The 21,338-nt window shown below is 67.7% G+C and carries 16 protein-coding genes; 5 read left to right on the top strand and 11 right to left on the bottom strand.

Annotated features, from left to right (window positions below; all coding sequences use genetic code 11):
- From pcaH to ACU18_RS01835, 4 genes are all read right to left on the bottom strand, one after another.
- The coding region (gene pcaH / locus ACU18_RS01850; RefSeq protein ID WP_050683830.1) for a protocatechuate 3,4-dioxygenase subunit beta at positions 1-796 on the bottom strand (796 nt) is incomplete at its 3' end.
- 53 nt (positions 797-849) lie between these two features.
- A complete protein-coding gene (locus tag ACU18_RS01845; protein WP_050683829.1) occupies positions 850-2,721 on the bottom strand; it encodes a bifunctional sugar phosphate isomerase/epimerase/4-hydroxyphenylpyruvate dioxygenase family protein in 1,872 nt (623 codons plus the stop codon).
- On the bottom strand, positions 2,721-3,602 hold the full coding sequence (locus tag ACU18_RS01840; protein ID WP_050683828.1) for a shikimate dehydrogenase: 882 nt from the start codon (positions 3,600-3,602) through the stop codon (positions 2,721-2,723). The genes ACU18_RS01845 and ACU18_RS01840 overlap by 1 nt, the downstream gene beginning before the upstream one ends.
- 133 nt (positions 3,603-3,735) lie before the next feature.
- Complete coding sequence (locus tag ACU18_RS01835; RefSeq protein WP_050683837.1) at positions 3,736-4,476, bottom strand: IclR family transcriptional regulator; 741 nt, start codon at positions 4,474-4,476, stop codon at positions 3,736-3,738.
- A gap of 330 nt (positions 4,477-4,806) precedes the next feature.
- On the opposite strand from ACU18_RS01835, the gene ACU18_RS01830 reads away from it, so the two are divergent.
- The 5 genes from ACU18_RS01830 to ACU18_RS01810 all read left to right on the top strand — a co-directional run bounded on the left by ACU18_RS01830 (position 4,807) and on the right by ACU18_RS01810 (position 11,281).
- The gene (locus tag ACU18_RS01830; RefSeq protein ID WP_050683827.1) at positions 4,807-6,126 is read left to right on the top strand and encodes an MFS transporter; all 1,320 of its coding nucleotides are present in this window, start codon (positions 4,807-4,809) and stop codon (positions 6,124-6,126) included.
- Positions 6,127-6,304: 178 nt separating this feature from the next.
- A complete protein-coding gene (locus ACU18_RS01825) occupies positions 6,305-7,861 on the top strand; it encodes an ABC transporter substrate-binding protein (RefSeq protein ID WP_231685983.1) in 1,557 nt (518 codons plus the stop codon).
- 18 nt (positions 7,862-7,879) lie between these two features.
- Positions 7,880-8,821, top strand: a complete 942-nt coding sequence (locus ACU18_RS01820; protein WP_050683825.1) for an ABC transporter permease — start codon at positions 7,880-7,882, stop codon at positions 8,819-8,821.
- Between the two features lie 4 nt (positions 8,822-8,825).
- Positions 8,826-9,644 (top strand): ABC transporter permease, encoded by an 819-nt coding sequence (locus ACU18_RS01815; protein ID WP_050683824.1) that lies wholly within the window; start codon positions 8,826-8,828, stop codon positions 9,642-9,644.
- Positions 9,641-11,281 (top strand): ATP-binding cassette domain-containing protein, encoded by a 1,641-nt coding sequence (locus tag ACU18_RS01810; RefSeq protein ID WP_050683823.1) that lies wholly within the window; start codon positions 9,641-9,643, stop codon positions 11,279-11,281. Before ACU18_RS01815 ends, ACU18_RS01810 begins: the two co-directional genes overlap by 4 nt.
- A gap of 4 nt (positions 11,282-11,285) precedes the next feature.
- Here ACU18_RS01810 and ACU18_RS01805 read toward each other — a convergent pair whose 3' ends face one another.
- The 7 genes from ACU18_RS01805 to ACU18_RS01775 are packed head-to-tail and all read right to left on the bottom strand — an operon-like array spanning position 11,286 to position 21,297.
- On the bottom strand, positions 11,286-12,362 hold the full coding sequence (locus ACU18_RS01805; RefSeq protein ID WP_050683822.1) for an ATP-dependent DNA ligase: 1,077 nt from the start codon (positions 12,360-12,362) through the stop codon (positions 11,286-11,288).
- A 55-nt stretch (positions 12,363-12,417) separates the two neighbouring features.
- Positions 12,418-14,169, bottom strand: a complete 1,752-nt coding sequence (locus ACU18_RS01800; RefSeq protein ID WP_050683821.1) for a glycoside hydrolase family 35 protein — start codon at positions 14,167-14,169, stop codon at positions 12,418-12,420.
- 15 nt (positions 14,170-14,184) lie between these two features.
- Positions 14,185-15,474: an ROK family transcriptional regulator gene (locus ACU18_RS01795; protein ID WP_082178126.1), complete on the bottom strand. Its 1,290-nt coding sequence runs from the start codon at positions 15,472-15,474 to the stop codon at positions 14,185-14,187.
- A 26-nt stretch (positions 15,475-15,500) separates the two neighbouring features.
- The gene (locus tag ACU18_RS01790) at positions 15,501-18,176 is read right to left on the bottom strand and encodes a beta-galactosidase (RefSeq protein ID WP_082178124.1); all 2,676 of its coding nucleotides are present in this window, start codon (positions 18,174-18,176) and stop codon (positions 15,501-15,503) included.
- Positions 18,173-19,027, bottom strand: a complete 855-nt coding sequence (locus ACU18_RS01785; protein ID WP_050683819.1) for a carbohydrate ABC transporter permease — start codon at positions 19,025-19,027, stop codon at positions 18,173-18,175. The genes ACU18_RS01790 and ACU18_RS01785 overlap by 4 nt, the downstream gene beginning before the upstream one ends.
- Entirely contained in the window at positions 19,027-19,986 is a 960-nt protein-coding gene (locus tag ACU18_RS01780) for a carbohydrate ABC transporter permease (protein ID WP_082178123.1), read from the bottom strand. Before ACU18_RS01780 ends, ACU18_RS01785 begins: the two co-directional genes overlap by 1 nt.
- Before the next feature lie 15 nt (positions 19,987-20,001).
- Positions 20,002-21,297, bottom strand: coding sequence for an ABC transporter substrate-binding protein (locus ACU18_RS01775; protein WP_050683818.1), 1,296 nt, complete (start codon positions 21,295-21,297; stop codon positions 20,002-20,004).
- Positions 21,298-21,338 lie beyond the last annotated feature (41 nt).

Here is a 21,338-nt window from a genome sequence, read left to right as displayed (position 1 = left end):
CGATGTCCCAGTTGTAACCCAGCGCCCATTCGGGCTCGGTGAGGCTGTGGTCGTAGCTGGCCACCAGCCGGTCCCGGGCGTCCTGGTCCACGATGGTCTGGTAGATGGGGTCCAGTGGGAAGAGCTGGTCGCCGGGGAAGTACATCTGGGTGATGATGCGCTGGGTGAACTCCGTGCCGAACATGGAGAAGTGGATGTGCGCCGGCCGCCAGGCGTTCAGGTGGTTTTTCCACGGGTAGGCGCCGGGTTTGATGGTGGTGAAGCGGTAGGAGCCGTCCGGGCCGGTGATGCAGCGGCCGATGCCCGTGAAGTTGGGGTCCAGCGGGGCCGGGTGCTGGTCGCGCTTGTGGATGTAGCGGCCGGAGGCGTTGGCCTGCCAGATTTCCACCAGCTGGCCGGCCACGGGCCGGCCGTCGCCGTCCAGGACCTTGCCGGCAACAATGATCCGCTCGCCCTGGGGCTCGCCGTTGTGCTGGATGGTCAGGTCGGCTTCCAGCGCGTGCACGTCCTGGTGGCCGAAGGCCGGGGAGTACAGCTCGATGGTTTCCGGGTCCGCGTGGTGCAGGCTCTTGGTGGGGTGGCGCAGGATGCTGCTGCGGTACGGCGGGTAATCCAGCCGGGGCTGCGTCTCTGCGGGGGCCCCGTCCTTGAGCGCCTGCGCGTAGGCGCCGGCCAGGCCGTTGATCTCGGCGCTGAGATCCTGCTGGGTCTCCACGGCGCGGTCCGCCATGGTGTGTCCTGCCTTGGGTTCGGCAGCCGGGACAAGTTCGTCCGTTTCGGTGGTGGTGTGCGGCACGGCTGGCTCCTTTCTGGGTTGCGGATGGGGTGGTACGGGATGGGTGGGGACGGTCAGCTGCGGTGCAGGTGGTCGTACTGGACGGCATGCCGGACCGGGGCGTTGGGCGCCCCGTAACCGTCGTAGCCGCCGCGCCGTTCCACCATTTCGAAGAAGACGCTGCCAACGGTGGCCGTGTAGAAGTGCAGGAATTCGCCGTCGGCGTCCCGGTCGTAGAGCAGGTTCAGGTCCTGGAGGGTGGCCAGGAAGTCCGGGTCCAGGCCGAACCGGGCGTCGAGGTCCTCGTAATAGTTGGCCGGGATCTGCAGGAATTCCAGCCCCCTGCCGCGGGCGGCACGGGCGGTGCCCACCAGGTCGTCCACCGCGAAGGCGATGTGTTCCTGGTACGTGGTCCGGGCCCCGCCGCCTTCCTGCTGGATGAGGGGGGCCAGGTTCAGGACCAGGCGCACTGACCGGTCGGCGCTGAGCATGACCTGCGAGCGGACCAGTCCGGTGGGGCTGGGCACCTCGGCGAAGGGCTGCGGCTGCAGGGCCAGGGCGCTGGTATAGAAGAGGACAGCTTCATCGAAGTGCTGCCAGGGCTGGGCGAGGTTGATGTGGTCGATCACGGCCGTGCTGCCGCCGGCCGGAACGTCCAGGCCTTCGCCGAATTCGCTGGTCCAGGCCGCTGTGCGGTCCGCACTGCCCTGGCAAAGGAACACCTCGGTGGAATCCGGCGCGGCGAAGCCCTGGAAGACCTCCTCGTTGGCCTGGCTCTTGCGGGGGACCGCGGGGGCCTTAAGCTGCTGGGCGCGGGCGGCGGCAATGACGGGGGAATCGACGTCGAACCCCAGGGCAGCAATGGCCGGTGCACTGCCTGCGGCCAGGTCCGGGGCTGCCTCGTTGATGACAACCCGCGCAGCACCCATGCTCCAGAGCTGCACGTCCTTGGTCCGGTGCCGGCCGTCGAAGCCGAAGCCCAACTGGCCCAGGACCGTCTCCAGTCCTGTGGTGTCAGCGGCGCGGACCTCGGCAAAGTTCCAGCCGGCGGGTTCGGCCACCTGCGGAAGGGTTGCCAGTTCCATGGGATAACGACGCCGGGGCACGGCCGGGGTGCCTACGTTGGCATCGAGCCACTTGGCGCCCTGCTCCTCGAGCCAGATGAGCGAGCGCATGCCGTCAACGGCGGTGCGTTCCACATCCGACTGGCGGAAGACGTCGTTGAAGATCTCCAGCGATACCGGGCCGGTGTACCCGGCACGGACCACGTGGCCCATGAACTTGGCCAGTTCGAACTGGCCTTCGCCCGGGAAGACCCGGTAGTGCCGGCTCCAGGACAGCACGTCCATGGCCAGCTTCGGGGCGTCGGCCACCTGGACAAAGAAGATTTTGGCAGGGTCCAGCGCCTCGATCGGGGCCGTGTCCCAGTTGCGGGACAGGATATGGAAAGAGTCCAGGCAGGTGCCCAGGTTGGGGTGGTCCACTGCCGTGACCAGCCGGTGCGCGTGTTCGTAGTCGCTGACGAACTTTCCCCAGGCCAGCGCCTCATACGCCACTTTGACGCCGTGGTCGCCGGCGAGCGCGGCCAGTTGGCCCAGCTGCTCCACCCGCAGGTCGTCGCTGTCGATGCTCGCCGTGGCCACGTTGGAGCAGACCAGGATGGTGTCCATGCCAAGCCGGGACATCAGCCTGAATTTAGCGTCCGCCCGGCGCAGGTTGGCGGCCAGCAGGTCCCCGGGGACACTGTCGAAGTCGCGGAACGGCTGATACAGGTCAAGGGTCAGGCCCAGGTCTGCGGCCATTTTCCGGATGTCCTCCGGCGGCAGCGGCGAGGTGACCAGGTCCTGTTCGAAGATTTCGATGCCGTCGAAGCCCGCGATGGCGCAGGCCTGCATCTTTTCCTTCAGGGTGCCGGAGAGGCACACAGTGGCAATTCCGGTGCGCATCAGGCAGCCACCTCCTCGGCGGCGACGAGCTGCAGGAAATGGCTGCGCATCCGGTCCGCGTCCGGTTCCAGGCCCGTGAAGATGCGGAAGGCGTCAGCCGCCTGGCCCACAGCCATCCGGCCGCCGTCCAGCACGGTGCAGCCCTTGGCGCGGGCGTCCCGGACCAGCTCGGTGTCGATGGGCCGGTAGACGATGTCCGCCACCCAGTGCCGGGATTCCACCAATTCCAGGTCCAGCGGTGCGCCGGGGTGGGCCGCCATGCCCACGGGCGTGCAGTGCACCAGCCCGTCGGCGGCAGGCATCAGCTGCGGCAGCTCCGCCGTCGTCCGGCCCGTGATGGTGCTGTCCGGGAAAAAGCCGGCCAGTTCCGCGGCGCGCTGGGCCGCGCGTTCCGGGTCGACGTCCACGAGGTCCAGGGTGCGGACGCCGCCGCTGAGCAGGGCGTATGCGACGGCGGAACCGGCACCGCCGGCGCCCAGCTGGACCACGTGTTCCAGGGCAGCGCCGGGGAGGCCCGCGGCCAGGGCGGCGGCGAAGCCGGACCAGTCGGTGTTGTGTCCCACGAACCGGCCGTCACGGATGACTACGGTGTTGACAGCGCCCAGGCGACGGGCATCGGGTGAGATCTCGTCCAGGTGCGCCAGGACCAGCTGCTTGCAGGGGTGGGTGATGTTCAGACCGTTGAAGCCGAGGCTGCGGGCGCTCCGGAGCAGGCTGCCCACTGCTTCGCCGGCCAGGCCGAGTTCCAGGAGGTCGATGGGCCGGTAGAGGTAGCGGAGGCCCAGCAGATCGGCCTCGTGTTCGTGCATGGGCGGGGTGAGGGATGGCGTAACGCCATCGCCGACCAGTCCCACCAGGTAGGACTCGGTTCGAGAACTCATCCGTGCAGCTCCTTTGGTAACGGCACCCGGTGCGCGGGCCGCTCAGCGGCCGGGACAGGGGGTGTAGGGATGACAGTACAGCATTTGTTCATTAGTCGCACTACTGTTCGAGATGCGAACTTTTAACCGGGGGTCAGCGTTGCGGAAGCCGGTCCGCGAGCTCCGCCGCGGCTTCCAGCAGCACCTGCAGGTGCGCCTCGAGCCCTTCGACGGTGAGCCTGAAAACGGGAGCTGCGGTGGCAAGGGATGCGAAGGCGTATCCCTGGGCGTTCAGCACTGGCACAGCCAGGGCCCGCATGCCGGTCTCGTTTTCCTCGTCCATCACGGCGTAGCCCCGGCGCCGGACCGCCTCGATCTCCGCCCGGAACGCGTCCCGGTCCACGATGGTCCGGTCCGTCAGCCGCTCCAGGGGAAGCTCGGCCAGCAGGTGCTCCCGTTCAGCATCCTCGGCAAATGCCACCAGCACCTTGCCGACGGCGGTCGCGGACAGGGAGCCCAGGTGGCCGGGGTCACTGGTGACCCGGAACGTCTGCGGGCCATCCACTTTGTTGACAGTGAGGTGGTGAATGCCGTCGCGGACGCTGAGGATGGTGGCTTCAGCCGTCCGGCCCGTCACCCGGCGCAGGATGGGCAGGGCGGTCCCGGCAAAGCCGTGGTGGTTGGATACCCGCTGCCCCAGCTGGAATACCCGCAGGCCCAAGTGGTAGCGGCGGCCATCCGGCTCATAATCCACAAAGCCATCGCGGGTCAGTGACCCCAGGAGCCGGTAGGTGGTGCTGAAGGGAAGTCCGGCCCGGCGCGAGATGTCCGCAGCACTGGCCCCGCGGGGCTCATCGCCCAGCAGGACCAGGAGCCCCAGGGCCTTGCCCACCATGTCCGTGCCGCCCGGAACCCGGGCGCCGGCGGCCCCGGGGGGCTGGCCATCAGTGTCATCGCCGGCCAGCGGCTGGGCAGTTGTGGTTTGGTTCACACTCATAGGTCGATGTTGCCACAATGTGAGAGCTATTTCCAGAGTGTGATTATTTTTCTTGACAGGTAACGCAGCTCACAGCCATCATTGCTGTATCGCACCAGTAGCTCCCACCATGCGGCTACCACCTCCGGGATTTTCGGATTCCGGCCAGCACCTCGACGCGCCCGCACCAAGGCAGCGGCAAAATGCTTTTCACTTTTCCCCGACACTGTCGTCACACAAAGGAACGCCATGAGCCAGACACGCCCGTCCGCCGGAGAGGACACTGCCACCGCGCAGGGGACGCCCAAGAAGGCGGCCCTCGCCAGCTTCCTGGGCAGCGCCGTCGAATATTATGACTTCTTCATCTTCGGCTCCGCCGCCGCCCTGATCTTCCCCACCGTCTTTTTCCCGAGCGCGGACGCCAACGCCGCCATTATGTCGTTTGCCACCTTCGGCTTTGCCTACGTGGCCCGGCCCGTGGGCGCCGTCATCCTGGGCCACTTCGGGGACCGGGTGGGACGGCAGAAGGTCCTGATGTTCACCCTGGTCCTGATGGGGGCCTCGACGTTTGTGATCGGCTGCCTGCCGGACTTCAATACCGTGGGCTGGTGGGCGCCGGCACTGCTGGTGCTGGCCCGCCTCTGCCAGGGCCTGTCGGCCGCCGGCGAGCAGGCCGGAGCCTCGTCCATGACCCTGGAACACGCCCCGGACAACCGCAGGTCCTTCTTCACGTCCTGGACCCTCACCGGCACCCAGGGCGGCCAGATCCTGGCGGCACTCGTCTTTATCCCCGTCCTTGCACTCCCGGATGAGATCAAATTCGGCATCGGCTGGCGGATTCCGTTCTGGCTCAGCGCCATTGTGGTGCTGGTGGCCTTCTTCATCCGCCGCACCCTGCACGAACCGCCGGCCTTCGCCGAGGCGCAGAAGACGGCCCAGATCTCGAAGCTCCCGGTGGCCGACCTGCTCAGGGGCCACTGGCGCGATGTGCTCCGCGTGGTGTGCTGCGCGTTCATCGCAGCCGTCTCCACCGTGTTCGGCACCCTGGCCATCAGCTACGCCAAGACCGTTGCCGGCGTTGACGGCACCACCACGCTTTGGCTGGTGGTGGGCGCCAACTTCGTGGCCCTGGGAACGCAGCCCCTGTTCGGCCTGCTGGCGGACCGGATCGGCCGCAAGCCCGTCTTTATCTACGGTGCAGTGGCCAGCGCCATCCTCACCCCGGTGTTCCTGCTCAGCCTCGAATCCGGAAGCGTCCCGCTGATGTTCCTCGCCGCCATCGGCTTCTTCTCCTTCGGATACGCGGCCTCCAACGCCGTGTGGCCCTCCTTCTACGCCGAGATGTTCAGCACCAAGGTCCGGTTCTCCGGCCTGGCCATCGGCACGCAGCTGGGCTTCCTGATGGCTGGCTTCGCTCCGGCGATAGTGGCGGCCATGGGCGGCATCAAGCCCGGCGGCTGGGTCCAGATCAGCATCTTCACCGCCGTGATCTGCGGTATCGCAGCGATTTCGGCCCTCACCGCAAAGGAGTCCTTCCGGACCCCCACCCGGCAGCTCGGCCTGAAATAGCCGTCCCACTGAACCGCCGCGGCTGCCCGTGGATGCACCCTTGCATGGGGCGGGTCCGCGGGCAGCGCCGGTGAGCGGGCCAGGACATGGATTCCCTAAAAGACAGCAGGTGAGGCTAACCTAAGAAGTCTCCACTTTTTTGCCGGGCCCCGCCGGCGTCACAGCAAGGCGGTTCCCCGTGCGCTCCTTCCCCCGTCCCCGCGTCCTCGTGGCCGCACTGGCCACCCTGGCCCTGGCCGGCTGCGGTTTCAGCGGCACACAGACGGACCCGGGGCAGGCCACCGCCGCGGCGGACACCAGCCAGCGGATCGTTGTGGACAACTTCCGCGCCCCGGTGGCCAACTGGGCCCTGGAATCAGACGCCGCCTACATCCTGTCCCTGTCCGGCTGCCTTGAGACCCTGGCCAGGTACGACCAGGCGGAAGGCAAAGTGGTGCCGTCACTGGCCACCGAGTGGAAGCAGACCTCCCCGCTGGACTGGGACTTCACCATCCGGGAGGGCGTCTCCTTCCAGGACGGCACGGAGCTCAGCGCCGAGTCGATTGTGGCGGCACTGAACCACGTCCTGGACGCCAAGGTCCCCGCCCGCGCCTTCAACCGGACCATGATCAGCAGCGTCAGCGTTGTTGACGCCGGCACAGTCCGCGTCAGCACGCCAGCCGAAAACCCGCTGGTCCCGTACCGCTTGGCCAGCGTCAACACCGGCATCCTGGCTCCGGCCGCCTACACGGAAACCGAGGTGGACCCGTTCGGCCACTGCACCGGACCGTTCACCCCAGTCTCCGAGAAGGCCAAGCAGTCGCTGACCCTGGACCGCAACGAGAACTACTGGGGCGGGGACGTCCAGCTCGCCGGCGCTGAAATCCGGTTCATCACCAATGGCGCCACACGGGCGGCCCAAGTGCAGACCGGCGAAGCCGACATCTCCCTGTCCATCCCGGTCGCCAGCCTCGCCACCCTGAAGGGCGCTGCGGGCGTCACCGTGCTCGGCGCCGATTCGCCACGGACCGCCACCCTCTACATGAACAACGGGCGCGCCCCGCTGGACAACGTGGACGTCCGCAAGGCAATCCGGGATTCCCTGGACCTGGACGCCTTGGCCGCCAGCGTCTACGAAGGCGCAGCATTGCCAGCCACCGGGCCGTTCGCCCCCTCCGAACCCTGGGCGGGCGAAGGCCGGGAGCAGCAGAAACAGGACATCGAGTCAGCCAAGGAGCTGCTGGCGGGCGCCGGCTACACGGCAGACCGGCCGCTGGAGATCATCGCCATTGTGGAGCGCGCAGAATTCGCCGACGTCGCCGCGGTCCTCCAGGAGAACCTGAAGAACATCGGCATCCCGCTTTCCATCCAGGCCAAGGAATACGCCTCGGCCGAACCGGACGTCCTGGCCGGCAACTATGACATGCTGCTCAGCCAGCGGAACCGGCTGATCGACATCGCCGATCCCATCGGCTTCCTGACCGCCGACTACACCTGCAAGGGCACCTACAACCTGAGCCGCTTCTGCGACGCCGAGTACGACAGGATCATCGCGGACGCTGCCACCACCGTGGACACCACCGATCGGTACAAGCTGTACGCGGAAGCCGGCCGGATACTCCAGGACAAGGCGGTGAACGCCTGGCTGGTCAACGAACAGGCCACCGACGCCGTCCGCACCAACGTGCTCTCCTACGTCCAGGACCCGCTGTCCCGCTATGTTCTGACGGCGAAGACGGCCAAGTCCGCCTCCTAGTCCTCCGGAACCGACCGTATGCTGCAGTTCATCACCAAACGAACGGCCACCTTGCTGGCCGCCGTTGCCGTGTCCTCCTTTGCGGTGTTCCTCATCCCCTACGTCACTCCGGGCGACCCGGTACGGAAAATCATCCGGTCCAGGGTCGCCGGGGACGCCATCGACGACTCGTCCGTCCAGGCCCTGGCCCAGAACCTGGGGTTGAACGAATCCCTGGCCACCCAGTACTTCCGCTGGCTTGGCAACTTCTTCAGTGGCGACATGGGCCTGTCCTACGTCAGCCGCACGCCCGTGGTGGAGCAGGTCCTGCCCGCGTTGGCCGTCACCCTCAGCCTGGTTGCCATGTCGCTGGGGCTTGCGGCAGCCGTCGCCCTGCCGCTCGGCATCATTTCCGGTCTTCGCCCGGGGAGCATGCCGGACAAAGCCATCACGGGGGTCACCCAGGCGCTGATCGCCATGCCGGAGTACTGGGTGGCGCCCGTCCTGGTCCTGGTCTTCGCCCTCAAGCTGTCAGTGCTGCCCACGGCCGGCTGGAACGACCTGTCATCGGCAGTCCTTCCCGTCTTCACTCTTGCCCTGCGACCCATCAGTTTCTTCACCTCTGCGGTCCGCGCCGGCATCATCGACGCCGCGGCCGCAGACCATGTGCCGGCAGCCCGGGCCCGCGGCCTCAGCCACGCCCAGTCGATCATCCGGCACGTCATCCCGAACGGGATGGTTCCGCTCTCCACGCTGTTCGCCGTCTGGTTTGCCGGGCTGCTGGGCGGTTCCGTGATCGTGGAGGTGATCTTCGCCGTGCCGGGTATGGGAAGGCTGCTTTTCGATGCTGTCACCAACAGCGACATCCCGCTCGCGCAGGGCGGCGTGGTGGTTGTGGTGGCACTGGCCGTCGGCGTGACAACACTGGCCGACTTCGTCCATCGCCTTATCAGCCCCACGGTGGGAGGTTCCCTTGCGTAAGCGGATGACAGTGACCACGGTTGCCGCGGCTGTCCTTGCCCTGATCGTCCTGGCCGTGCTGCTGGCGCCGTGGATTTCACCCTACCCGCCCGCAGAACAGCAGCTCGCGCAGCGGCTGGCGCCGCCGTCGGCGGATCACTGGCTGGGCACGGACAACCTGGGCCGGGACACGCTGAGCCGGATCCTGGAGGGCGGCCGGTTCTCCATGTCGGTCGCCGCGCTGGCGACGGTACTGACCTGCCTGGTGGGCGTCGCCGTCGGAATCATCAGCGCCCGCCGGCGTGGCTGGGTGGATGAATTCCTGACGCGCACCAACGATGTCCTGCTGGCCCTGCCGGAAATGGTGGTGGCGCTGTTCATCGTGGCCGCCCTCGGCACCGGGTTCTGGCCGCTCCTGCTGGCACTGACCGTCACCGGGTGGACGCCCTTCGCCAGGCTGGCCCGCACCCTTGCCTACGACGTTTCGGCACGCGGCTTCGTGGACGCGGCGCGGGTGGTGGGCTGTTCGCCGTGGTTCATCATCTTCCGGCACGTCCTGCCGCACCTCACCGCGCCCATCCTCGGCCAGGCGACACTGAGGTTCGGGCACCTGCTGATCAGCGTCGGCGCCCTCTCCTACCTGGGTCTGGGCGTCCAGCCGCCGCAGTCCGACTGGGGCTCCATGCTTGCCGCGGCCCAGCCCTTCGCAGACCGCGCACCGCTGGGAATCCTGGCGCCTGGCCTGGTCATCTTCACCGTGGCCCTCTGCGTGACGCTGCTGGGCCAGCGGGCCGCACACATGGCCGCGGCGCCGCTGCTCCTGCCCCAGGCGGCACATCAATGAGCGCGCGCCTGGTCCTGGCGGACCTGGACGTGAGGCACGCGACCGACGGCGGCCCGAACCCCAGGCGCCTTCTTTCCGGTGTCTCGCTCGCCGTTGAACCCGGCGAGTTTGTGGCGCTGGTGGGCAGTTCAGGTTCCGGCAAGACGCTGACCGCCATGTCCTGCCTGCGGCTGCTGCCGCCGAACCTTGAAATTGCCGGCGGATCCATCCGCCTGGGAGACCTTGACCTGACCCGGGCCACCGAAGCGGAGCTCAACAAGGTCCGCGGCGGCCGCTTGGGAATGCTGTTCCAACAGCCTAAACGGATGTTCAACCCCAACCGGACCATCGGCTCCCACCTCAAGGAGCCGCTGCGCCTCCATGCCGGGCTTCGCGGCGCCAAGGCCCGGGCCCGGGCTGTGGAACTGCTTGAGGAGGTTGGCTTCGCCGATCCGCTTCGCGGCATCCGTTCCCACCCGCACCAACTCTCGGGCGGGATGGCCCAACGCGCCATGACAGCCCTCGCGCTGGCCGGGCAGCCGGACATGCTGCTGGCTGATGAGCCCACGTCCGCCCTGGACAGGGTCCTGGAACGCCAGGTCCTGCAACTGCTGGACCGGGAACGGCGCGAGCGGGGACTGGGCATCCTGTACATCACCCACAACCTCGCCACCGTTGCCGCGTACGCGGACCGGGTCCTGGTCATGAACGCCGGCAGCATCGTGGAAGCCGGTCCGGCCGGCGAGCTGCTCACCCGGCCTGCGACGGACTACGCCCGCGACCTCCTGGCCGCAGCGCAGCTGGCACCGGTTTCCCGCCGTCGTCCGGCTTCGACAGAGCGTGAGGTCCTTGTTATGGATAAGGTGGGCAAGCACTTCGGGCCCAAGCGCGCCAGGTCCGCGCTTGAGGACGTTTCGCTTACCCTGCGGCGCGGCGAAATCCTGGGTGTCCTCGGCCAGTCGGGATCCGGCAAAAGTACGCTGGCGAAAGCCATCGTGGGGCTTGAGGCACCCAGCACCGGGACCATCACGCGGCGGCTGGACGGCGCCGCCGCGCACCTGCCCACCGCCGTGCAGCTTGTCTTCCAGGAACCGCACAGCGCCTTCGACCCCCGGCTGACGCTGCGGGCCAGCCTGGCGGCCCCGCTCAGGCCGCACCGGTCACTGACGCTGGCCCAGCGGGATGAGCGCATTGCGGCCGCCATCAAGGAAGTGGAACTGGACGCGGGCCTGCTGGACCGGCGTCCCGGCCAGTGCTCCGGCGGGCAGCTCCAGCGGGCCACCATCGCCCGGGCCCTCCTGCTCGAACCGCAGGTCCTGATCTGCGACGAAGCCACCTCCGCCCTGGACGCCCTCACCCAACGGACCATCTTGAACCTGCTGCTCCGCTTGCAGCGGGAGCACCACCTGTCCCTCATCGTCGTTTCCCACGACATGGATGTGGTGCGCTACATGTGCGACCGGGTGGCCGTGCTGCTGGCGGGCCGGGTGGTGGAAGTGGCCGAAACCCGCGACTTCTTCGCAGCTCCCCAGCATCCACACAGCCAGGCCTTGGTGGGGGCGTCCATTCCCTGCCGGGCCGACGGCCTGTGGACCATGCTGGATGCCAGGACCCACGCCGCCCGTGCCGGGCTCAGGGGCGAAGCCCCGGAAGGCTGACCGCCTACGGCCGCCCCGTCGCCAGCACCGCGGCCAGGTCGAAGCTGACGGGTTCCTCCAGCTGGGCATAGGTGCAGGAGGCGGGATCACGGTCCGGCCGCCAGCGGGAGAACTGTGCCGTGTGCCGGAACCTCTCCCCCTCCATGTGGTCATAGCGCACTTCCACCACCAGTTCCGGCCGGAGCGGCACAAAGGAGAGGTCCTTGCCCCCGCTCCACCGGCTGCCTTCCGCCTTGCGGGGCGTCCGCTCCCCTTCTTCCTGCCGGGCCCACGCCCATGGATGCGCTTCGAAATCCGTGACCAAAGGCTGCAGCTCAGCAAACAGCTCCTGGCGCCGCTTCATCGGGAAGGCGCCGATCACACCCACGCTCGCCAGCCCGCCGTCGTCCTTGTACAGGCCCAGCAGCAATGATCCGATGGCGTCCGGGCCGCTCTTGTGCACCCGGTAGCCGGCCACCACGCAGTCCGCAGTGCGTTCGTGCTTGATCTTGAACATCACGCGTTTGTCCGGCTGGTAGGTTCCGGCCAGCGGCTTGGCCACGATCCCGTCCAGCCCTGCCCCTTCAAACTGCCGGAACCAGGTCCCTGCCGTGTCCTTGTCCGTGGTGGCGGCCGTGAGGTGGACCGGGGCGCGGCTGCCGGCGAGTGCCTGCTCCAGCGCCGCCCGGCGCTCGGCGAACGGCCGGCCGGTGAAGTCGTCGTCGCCGAGGGCCAGCAGGTCGAAGGCCACAAACGACGCCGGGGTCTCCCCCGCCAGGAGGTTAACCCGGCTCGCGGCGGGGTGGATGCGCTGTTGCAGGGCATCAAAGTCGAGCCGGTCCCCGGCGGCGCCGACCAGGACGATTTCGCCGTCCACCACGCACCGCGGCGGCAGGTTTTCCTTCAGCGCGGCCACCAGTTCCGGAAAGTAGCGGGTCAGGGGCTTTTCGTTCCGGCTGCCGATCTCCAGGTCGTCCCCGTCGCGGAAGATGATGGACCGGAACCCGTCCCATTTGGGTTCGTAGCTCAGTTCCCCTTCCGGGATGCCGCTGACGGCTTTGGCGAGCATGGGCGGCACGGGCGGCATCACGGGAAGTTCCATGGACCCCATTCTGTCCCCGGACCGCGGCGGGCGGAACCCGCCGCGGGGCGCGGGGCTACTTTTCGTCCGGGCCCAGGTCCGGTGCCGCGACGAACTGCACGGTCCGGGTGGTGCTGCCGTGCAGTTCCAGGATGGCCAGTTCGTTGCGTCCCGGCGTCAGCAGCGGACCCGGAACGTAGAGGGTCCGCTGCGGCCCCCTGCTCCAGTAGCGGCCCAGGTTGAAGCCGTTGACGAATGCGTTTCCCTTGGTCCAGCCGTCCAGCCGCAGGTAGCGGTCGCCCGGCTCGTCCACCTCGAAGTCCGCAAACGCAACGGACGGCCCCGGCACACCGGCGGCCGCAGCAAGGTCCGTCGCCGCCGGGCGCAGGCTGCCCAGCTTTCCAACGTCCACCGCCTGGATGTCCCAGTCCAGCAGTTCGCCGCCATTGAGCTTCACGGGCGCCATCAGGCCCTTGAATTCGCCGATCCGCCGGCCGTAATTCACCCGGCCCTGGTCCTCCACCAGGACCTGGAGCAGCCCGCCGGAGGGGATGGTGATGGCCCGTTCCCCCAGTTCGCGGCTGAGGACACCCACGGGTGCGCCGGCCAGGAAAAACTGGGCACGGTCCCGGACTTCCGCAACGGTCAGCACGCCGCCGCGGTCCACCTCCGTGCTGTAGAGCGTGAAGCCCCGGTACTGCCTGGCGTCCTCGGTGGTGGGCGCCGGCCCGGCCAGGGTGCGGGGCCCGCCCAGCAGGTCCAGGGAGCCAAGCAAACCGGCGGCCGAGGTCACGGCCACCTCCGTTTCGGCGGCAGGGCGCCGTCGGGAGGGCATCTCCTCCGGGACGGGGAAGTGTTTGGCGATCACGTCCCGGAAGGCGAAGTATTTGTCCGTGGGGTAGCCGTCCTCGCTGAGCGGGGCGTCGTAGTCGTAGGAGGTGATGGTGGGCTCGTAGATGCCCTTGTCGTTGGCGCCATTGGTGAAGCCGAAGTTTGTGCCGCCGTGGAACATGTAGACGTTTACGGAGGCGCCGGCGCTGAGCAGGGCATCGAGTTCGGCGGCGGAGGCGGCAGCGTCGGTGGTGTGGTGGTGGGTGCCCCAATTATCAAACCAGCCGTTCCAAAATTCTGCGCACATCAGCGGTCCGGTTGGCTGCCGTTCCCGGAGGAAGGCCAGCCGCTCCGCCGTCCGGGACCCGAACGTCCCGGTTTTGTGCAGGAACGGCAGCGAGCCGTCCTCGATCATGCTGCCGAAGGGCTGGTCGCAGGTAAACAGCGGCACGTCAACGCCGGCATTCAGCGCGAAATCGACGAGGTGCTGCAGGTAGGCCTTGTCGCTGCCGTAGGCGCCGTACTCGTTTTCGATCTGCAGCAGGATGACCGGCCCGCCCCGGCTGACCTGGCGTTCGACGACGATGGGCAGCAGGCCGGCCAGGAACCCATCCACGGCGGCCAGGAAGCCTGGTTCGCTGCTGCGGACGCCGATGGACGGGTCCGTGAACAGCCAGGCGGGCAGGCCGCCGTTGTCCCACTCGGCGCAGATGTACGGCCCCGGCCGGACAATGGCCTGCATCCCCTCCGCCTGGACCAGATCCAGGAACCGGGCCAGGTCCAGGCCCCCGTTGGTCAGGAACGTGCCGGGTTCCGGCGAGTGCTCGTTCCAGGGCACGTAGGTCTCGATGGTGTTCAGGCCCATCAGCCGGGCCTTGTGGATCCGGTCCGCCCACTGGTCGGGGTGGACCCGGAAGTAGTGGATGGCGCCGGAGAGGATGCGGAACGGTGCGCCGTCCAGCAGGAAATCCTCGGTGCCGATCTCGAAATGTCCCATCCGGGGTGCTCCTTCTTAAGTGGTTTTGGCGGGCTGCGGCCCGCGGGTTTGGTGCGGCCGGGGATCGGCCGGCAGTGCGGCGCCGGCGCGGGGCAAGGCGCCGCGGCTGGGCACTCCTGCCTGCTCAAGGAATCCCTCAAGCGCCAGGGTTGCCATGCCCAGGGTGACGGCGTTGCCGACGACGGTGGACAGTCCCACACGCACCACGCCCCCGGCGCTGGGCAGCATCTCCCGGGCCAGGTGTTTCTCCGTGGCCTGGAGCAGTTCGGGGCCGATGTTGGCCGCGGTCCAGCCCAGGATGCTGACGTGGTCCGGGTTGATGAAGTTGATGAGGTTACCCAGGGCGGCGGCGAAGTACTGGCCCGTGACGTCCAGCAGTTCGGTGCAGTCGGGGTCGCCGGCGGCCAAGCCTTTGGCGACGGCGAGGACGAATTCCCGCTGCCGGTCCGCCGTGAGGAGGGGGTGGCCTGCGTTGATTTCCGCCATGGTCTGCTGCAGGCCGGGCACCCCCAGGTACGCCTCCACACAGCCGTGCCGGCCGCACCGGCAGAGCCGGCCGCCAAACATGAGGGTGGTGTGGCCCCATTCCCCGGCGGTGTTGCTGGCGCCCCGGACCAGCTCACCGTCCAGGGCAAGGCCGGCGCCCACACCGGTGCCCAGGTTCACGGCAGCGATGTTGGCCACCAGGCGGCCGGCGCCGAACCAGAGCTCGGACAGGGCGATCGCCCGCAGCGGGTTGTCAACGTCCACCGGCAGCCCGATCGCGTTGCTGAGCAGGGCCTGGATGTTGACCTCGTGCCAGTCCCAGTTCGGGGCGAAGACGGACACCCCCCGCTGGGGATCCACCTGGCCCGGGAGGCTGACGCCGACGCGCACCAGCGAGCTGCGGGCGATTCCGGCGTCTGCGGCGGCCTGGTTGATGACCCCTGCCACCCGGCGGACCAGGGCCGCCGGTTCGTTTTCCTCGATGCCCAGGGCACTTTCGGCCTTGCCGATTACACACAGGGAGAGGTCGTAGATGTCCACGTGGATGTACGTTTCCGCGATGTCCACCCCCACCAGGGTGCCGCGTTCGGGGGATATCTTCAGCCGGGTCACGGGCCGGCCGCCGCCGGAGTCCTCGCGTCCGGCCTCCACCAGCACCCCGGCCTCGATCAGCTCGCCCACAATGCTGGAGATGGTGGCGAAGCTCAGTCCCGTGGCGGAGGCCAACTCCTGGCGGGTGGCGGTGCGGAGGGCATAGAGGCCGCGGAGCAGCGCGAAGCGGCTTTCATTGCGGATGTCCCTGGACGTTCTTTTCGGCATTGGTGTGTTTTCGTTGTTGGTGCGGATCAGCTGGCGGCCGGACGGCACAGCAGGGAGTCGAGGGTGCCGGCCGCGGTGCCCCGGCATTCGAGCAGGAGCGTCAGCCTGGCGTCCGGTTTTATCATAGGGGCCGGGAACCAGATCACGCCGGGGTCGCCGCCGCGGAGCTCCAGGTCACTGCCGGACTCCTGCCCGCCGGGGAAGAACCGCCCCAGCCGCTGCCCGTCGAGCCACACGCTGGCCATCAGGCCTGACCCGGCCGCTGCCAGGAAATACCCGTGTCCCGGCTGCAGCGCTGCAGTGTCCGGGACCAGCCAAACTGGCTGGCCGGGGCGGACAACCACCGGCAGCGGTTCCGCCGCGGATTCAACCGCCGCGGTCCCGGCGGCAAGCGCCAGGGCGTCCAGGTGCTGTTGCGGCAGTGCCTGCACGTCCCAGTCCCGCAGCGGCGTTCCCGACAGCAGCGTCACGGCCACGGACGGGGCCGACGGGTCATGGGTCAGGCTGACCGCCACGTCCCAGCTGTCCGCACCGGCCGGCAGGGGCAGGTAGGGGTTTTCGGCGGGAACGGCCACGGAAGGACCGCCGTCCACCCGCACCTGCACGGGAGCGGCCAGCCCGGCAAAGTGCAGCCACGCCTCCCCCTGCCGGGGAGCCGGAATGGTTTTGCGGTATTCGATGCCGGCGCCCAGCCGTGTGCTGCTCCAGCCGCCGAACCTGCGGACGGCGCCGCCGGGTGCGGCCCATTGGTCCGGGCCGTGGACCCGCCACAGCCCGGAGACGTCCGTGGCGGCGATGACGGCCAGGACGGTCCCTACCCCGCGCAGCGAGCCGAGGGCCAGCGCGGGCAGCCGGACGTCGTCGAAATTTGCGTGGCCCCAGATTTCGACGTCGGCCACCACCTCGCCGCCGGCGGCGGGCAGGTCCACATCCATGCCGGCGCCGTAGGGAATCCTGGTGCCCAGGGGCACTGATCCGCCGGCCGGAGTGCTGTGGTGGGAAAAGTCCACGATGTCGGCGGCCCCGTGGATAAGAAGCCGGCGGCAGCCTGCGGGAACAGCGGCCCGGTACCGGGCCCGGCCGGCATACACACCGACTTCCTCCAGTGGCGGCGCCGCGGCGTGCCGGGTTGCCGGAATCCCGGTGAAGGGCCGGGCAGCAAGGGTGCGTCCGGTGGAAAGCGCGACGCCGGCACCCGGGCTGGCCACGGCGCCCGTCGTGGGTGCCGCGGACGTTGACCACGCCAGCCGGGTGCCGTCGTCGAACGCCACCTCGCCGGGACCCGCCGCCACGTCCACGATGAGGAAGCTGCCGCTGTGGCCGGCGGTGCCGGACAGCACTGTGGTGTCCCGGTCCGTCGAGAGCACCAGCACCGCGCCCGGGGCGGGCGCAAACGTGAGGTTCAGGACGCCGGGGGCAGCGGCGCTGGCCGTCAGTTCGGCCGTGGCCAGTTCCAGCACGGCCGGCACGCCCCAGCCTGCCAGCGGCAGGCCGGCCAGGAGCAGCGGGCAGTGGCCGGCGGGAACCAGGGCCGTGGCGGTGGCCCCGGCATCGGTCTTGAGCTGCAGCATCCCGTCCGTGCCGGACAGGTTGGGCAGCCCGGCCAGGAACCCGCCGCCGTCGAGCGCCAGCACGGGCCGGACGCTGGACGTGGCGAAGTCGGGCACCAGTTCCAGCGGCGCGGCCAGGACGGGCGCCGCGCCTGCCAGCCGGACGCCCAGCGCACCGATCACCGCCGCCAGCCGCTGGCCTTCGGCGTACTCCGGCCGGGTGGCGCCGTCGGCTGCCACGTAGCCGCCGAAGTCGTAGCTGTGGGTCATGAAGTTGCCGGGGTTTCCCCAGTTTCCGGCGGACGGGTTCAGGTCGAAATTCCAACCCGAGCTTTGCAGGTAGGGGGCCAGCAGGCGGGCACCCGAGAGGAGTCCGCGGCGCAGTGTCAGGTGGAGCCGGTTGGTTTCCGTGATAAGCAGCGGGATCCCCTGGGCGGCCAGTTCCTGCTGGTACGCCAGCACCTCGGCCTCAACGTCAGGGGAGGCGTCGTCCGGGTAGAAGTTTGCGGCCGGCACCACACCCCGGGCGTTGCCGGTGGCGCCGGCAAGGTCGCCCTGGCCGGCGCAGGCAATGATGGGAACCGTGATCCCGGCAGCCCTGGCCGCGTCCGCGAGGACTTCCACGTAGCCGGTCCGGTCCTCGCAGTCGAAGAAATCCAGTTCGTTCTCCACCTGGACCAGGACCACGCTGCCGCCGTTGCCGTGCTGGCGTTCGGCGATCAGGGGCAGTACCTCCCGGTACCAGGCCAGCGCCTGGGACAGGAAGCGCGGCTCGTTCTGCCGGACCCGGAGTTCGGGATCCAGCCCCAGCCAGGCCGGCAGTCCTCCGCCGTCCACCTCGGAGCAGATGTACGGGCCGGGGCGGGCCATCACCAACAGGTCCTCCTCGGCGGCGAGGTCCAGGAACCGCGCGATGTCCCTGGCGCCGGTGAAGTCGAACGTGCCGGGCCGGAGCTCGTGGAAGTTCCAGGGAAAGTAGACGTCCACGGCGCGGTACCCTGATGCGCGGACCAGCCGGAGGCGTTCGCGCCACTGCTCCGGAGGAAGCCGGAAGTAGAACAGCGAGGAGCACAGCAATACCTCGGGGCCGCCGTCGATCAGCAGCCGGCCGTCCTCGAGGCGGACGCTGCCGCCGTCGGAATCCTGCATCATTTCACCCCTGCGCTGCCGGTGGTGATGTTCATTTCGTACATGTATTTCTGGCCGAAGTAGTAGATGATGATCATGGGCAGGGACAGGAACACGGTGCCCACCATGACCAGGTTCCACGGCGGTGTCTGCAGTTCCTGGCTGGTGCTGGTGAGCAGCTGGACGCCCAGCGCCAGCGGCATCTTGGTGTCGTCGTTGATGTAGATCAGTGGGCCCATGAAGTCGCCCCAGGTGAAGGTCAGGGTGAAGATGGCGATGGCCATCAGGACCGGGGTCATCATGGGCAGCACAATCCGGCGGAAGATGCCGAAGTAGCCCAGCCCATCCACCATGGCAGCCTCATCCATTTCCAGGGGCAGCCTGGAAACAAACTGCCGGATCAGGAAAATGTTGTAGGCGTTGCCGAAGAAGTTGGGGATGATCAGCGGCAGGAACGTGTTGATCCAGCCGAGCTCCTTGAACAGGATGAACTGCGGGATCATGGTGATCTGGGCAGGGATCATCATGGTGGCCAACACAATCATGAAGGTGATGTTTTTACCCTTGGCACGGAGCCGGGCGAAGGCGTAGCCCACCAGCGCGGAGGAGAACACCTGCCCCACGGTGGCGAACACCGAGATGATGACGGAGTTCAGCACAAAGTTGCCCACCGGCTGCTGGGTCTGGAAAATCCGCACGAAGTTGTCCCACTGGAATTCTGTGGGGATCAGTGAGAAGCTGCCGGATGCCACCGTCTGGTCGCTGCTGAGGGCGATGGAGACCACAAACACCAGCGGTGCGAAGAAGATGGCGGATGCCACCGTGAGCCACCCGTAGGTGAAGGCGGAACTTTTGTAGACCTTGAGGGCGGCCATCAGTTCTTGACCTCGGTTTCGTAGAAGACCCACTTGCGTGAGGTGGCGAAGGCCAGGACGGTCAGTGCCATGACGATGAGGAACAGCACCCAGGAGATGGCGGAGGCGTAGCCCATCCGGTAGTTCCGGAAGGCCTCGTTGAACAGCAGCGGGACCACCATCTGGCTGGCGTTGTCCGGCCCGCCCTGGGTCAGGATGTAGACCTGCGCAAACACCTGGAACGCACCGATGATGCCCATGATCAGGTTGAAGAAGATGATGGGGGTCAGCTGCGGAAAGGTGATGCTCCAGAACTGGCGGATCCCGGAGGCGCCATCGATTTCTGCCGCTTCGTAGAATTCCTGCGGGATGCCTTTCATACCGGCCAGCAGCAGCACGGTGGCACCGCCTGCCTGCCACAGGGACAGCAGGATGATCGCAGGCTTGACCCAGTCGCTCTCGAAGAGCCAGGCGGGACCGTCGATCCCGAACACGGCGAGGAACCTGTTGAGCGGGCCGGAATCGGGTGCCAGCACCATCTGGAAGATGAGGGCGACGGCGACGATCGGCACCAGGTGCGGCAGGTAGACCAGGGTGCGGAACAGCTTCCGCCCCTTCATCTGCTTGTTCAGCAGCGCGGCCAGGAACAGCGCGATGGCCATGCCCAGCGGCACGGAGAAGAACGCGAAATAGAACGTGTTCCAGAGGGATTTATGGAAGATCTCGTCTTCGGTGAAGAGCCGGACGTAGTTGGCAACGCCCACCCAGTTGGGGTCCGTGAAGGAGTCCCAGTCCGTGAAGGACAGGTAGATGGAGGCCAGCATGGGGCCGAGCAGGAACACCACAAATCCGATGATCCAGGGTGAGATGAAAAGCCAGAAGAACCTGGCTTCCTTGCGGCGCATGGCGCTGGGGCGGGCCTTGCGGGGGTTGGGCGCCTCCCGCGCCGGCGCGGAGGTGGGCTTCTGCAGGACTGACATGGCCGTCTGCCGCGCCTAGGCCTTTACGATGGACTCAAGCCGCTTCTGCAGGTCAGCGGCGCTGGCCTTGGCATCGGACTTGCCGAGCCAGAAGTCGGACAGCGCGTCAGTCATGGCCTTCTGCATTTCGTTCCACTCGGGGATGAACGGGGGTTTGAAGATGGACGGTGCGGAATCGGGGAACACCTGCATGTCCACGGTGGCGTCCAGCCAGGCCGGCTTGAGGAACTCCTGGCTGCTTTGCAGGTCCTGGCGTGCGGGGACGTCCTGGCCCAGGTCCATGATGGGTTTCTGGCCCTCGGCAGAAGTCATGAATTCAATGATCTTGAAGGCGTCGTCGGGGTTTTTGCTGCTCCGGGACACGGCAAGGCCGGAACCGAAGGCTGCGATGGCCTTCTCCTGGCCGCGCCAGACGGGCGCCACATCCCAGCTGATGGTCTTTTGTTTGGCCAGGCTGCCGATGTTCCAGAAGCCAGTGCTGTTCATCATCACCTTGCCCGACGCGAAGGCGGCGTCGCCGCCCACGCCGGCGCCCATGTTGGCGTAGTCAACCTTGGACGGGGCCACCTTGTGCTTAAAGACCAGGTCCTGGCAGAACTGCAGCGCCTCGATGACTTCAGGGGTGTTCACGGTGGGCCGGCCGCTGCCCGGATCGATGATCTGTCCGCCGTTCTGGTAGGCGAAGGACATCCAGATGGGCCACCATTCGGTGCCGCCGTAGCCGTAGACGCCGTCGCCAGTGAGTTCCTTGGCGGCCGAGAGCAGGTCGTCCCAGGTCCAGTCCGCCGTGGGTGCCGGGATGCCCTTCTTCTCGAATTCGGCGGTGTTGTAATACATGATCATGGCTCCGGCGCGGTCCGGGATGGCGTAGGTCTTGTCCTTGTACTTCCAGTTCTCCGCCACGGGCCCGAAGGTCGCGGAGAGGTCCAGGGCGGACTTGCCGATCAGATCGTCCAGGGCCAGCAGCTGGTTCTTTGAGCTGTAGGCGTTGGCGTCTTCCGCGACCTGCATGATGTCCGGGCCGGTGCCGCCGGAGATCATGGTCTGGACCTTCTGGGCGTAGTCCTTGTTCGGAATCAGCTGGAGCGTGATGTTGTAGTCGGGGTATTTGGCCTTGGCGAGGTCCAGCCGGGCCTGGTATGCGGCCTTGTCCGGGTCCCCGCCCCAGACGGTCATCACGAAGTCCTTGCCGCCGGATGAGGAGGCGGTGCCGGACCCGCCGCAGCCCGTGAGGGTGATGATGCCCAGGGCTGAGGCGCCCAGGCCGGCCAGGACGTTGCGGCGCGAGACGGTGGTTTCAAGAAGCTTCATTGCTTTCCCTTCAGATGGCCCGGCGGTCATTGCCGGAAACT

Origin of the sequence: Arthrobacter sp. ZBG10 (assembly GCF_001238605.1) — a bacterium.
Classification (GTDB): domain Bacteria; phylum Actinomycetota; class Actinomycetes; order Actinomycetales; family Micrococcaceae; genus Arthrobacter.
The sequence above is the reverse complement of the archived record's forward strand: the minus strand, read 5'-3'. Positions and strand labels throughout refer to the sequence as shown.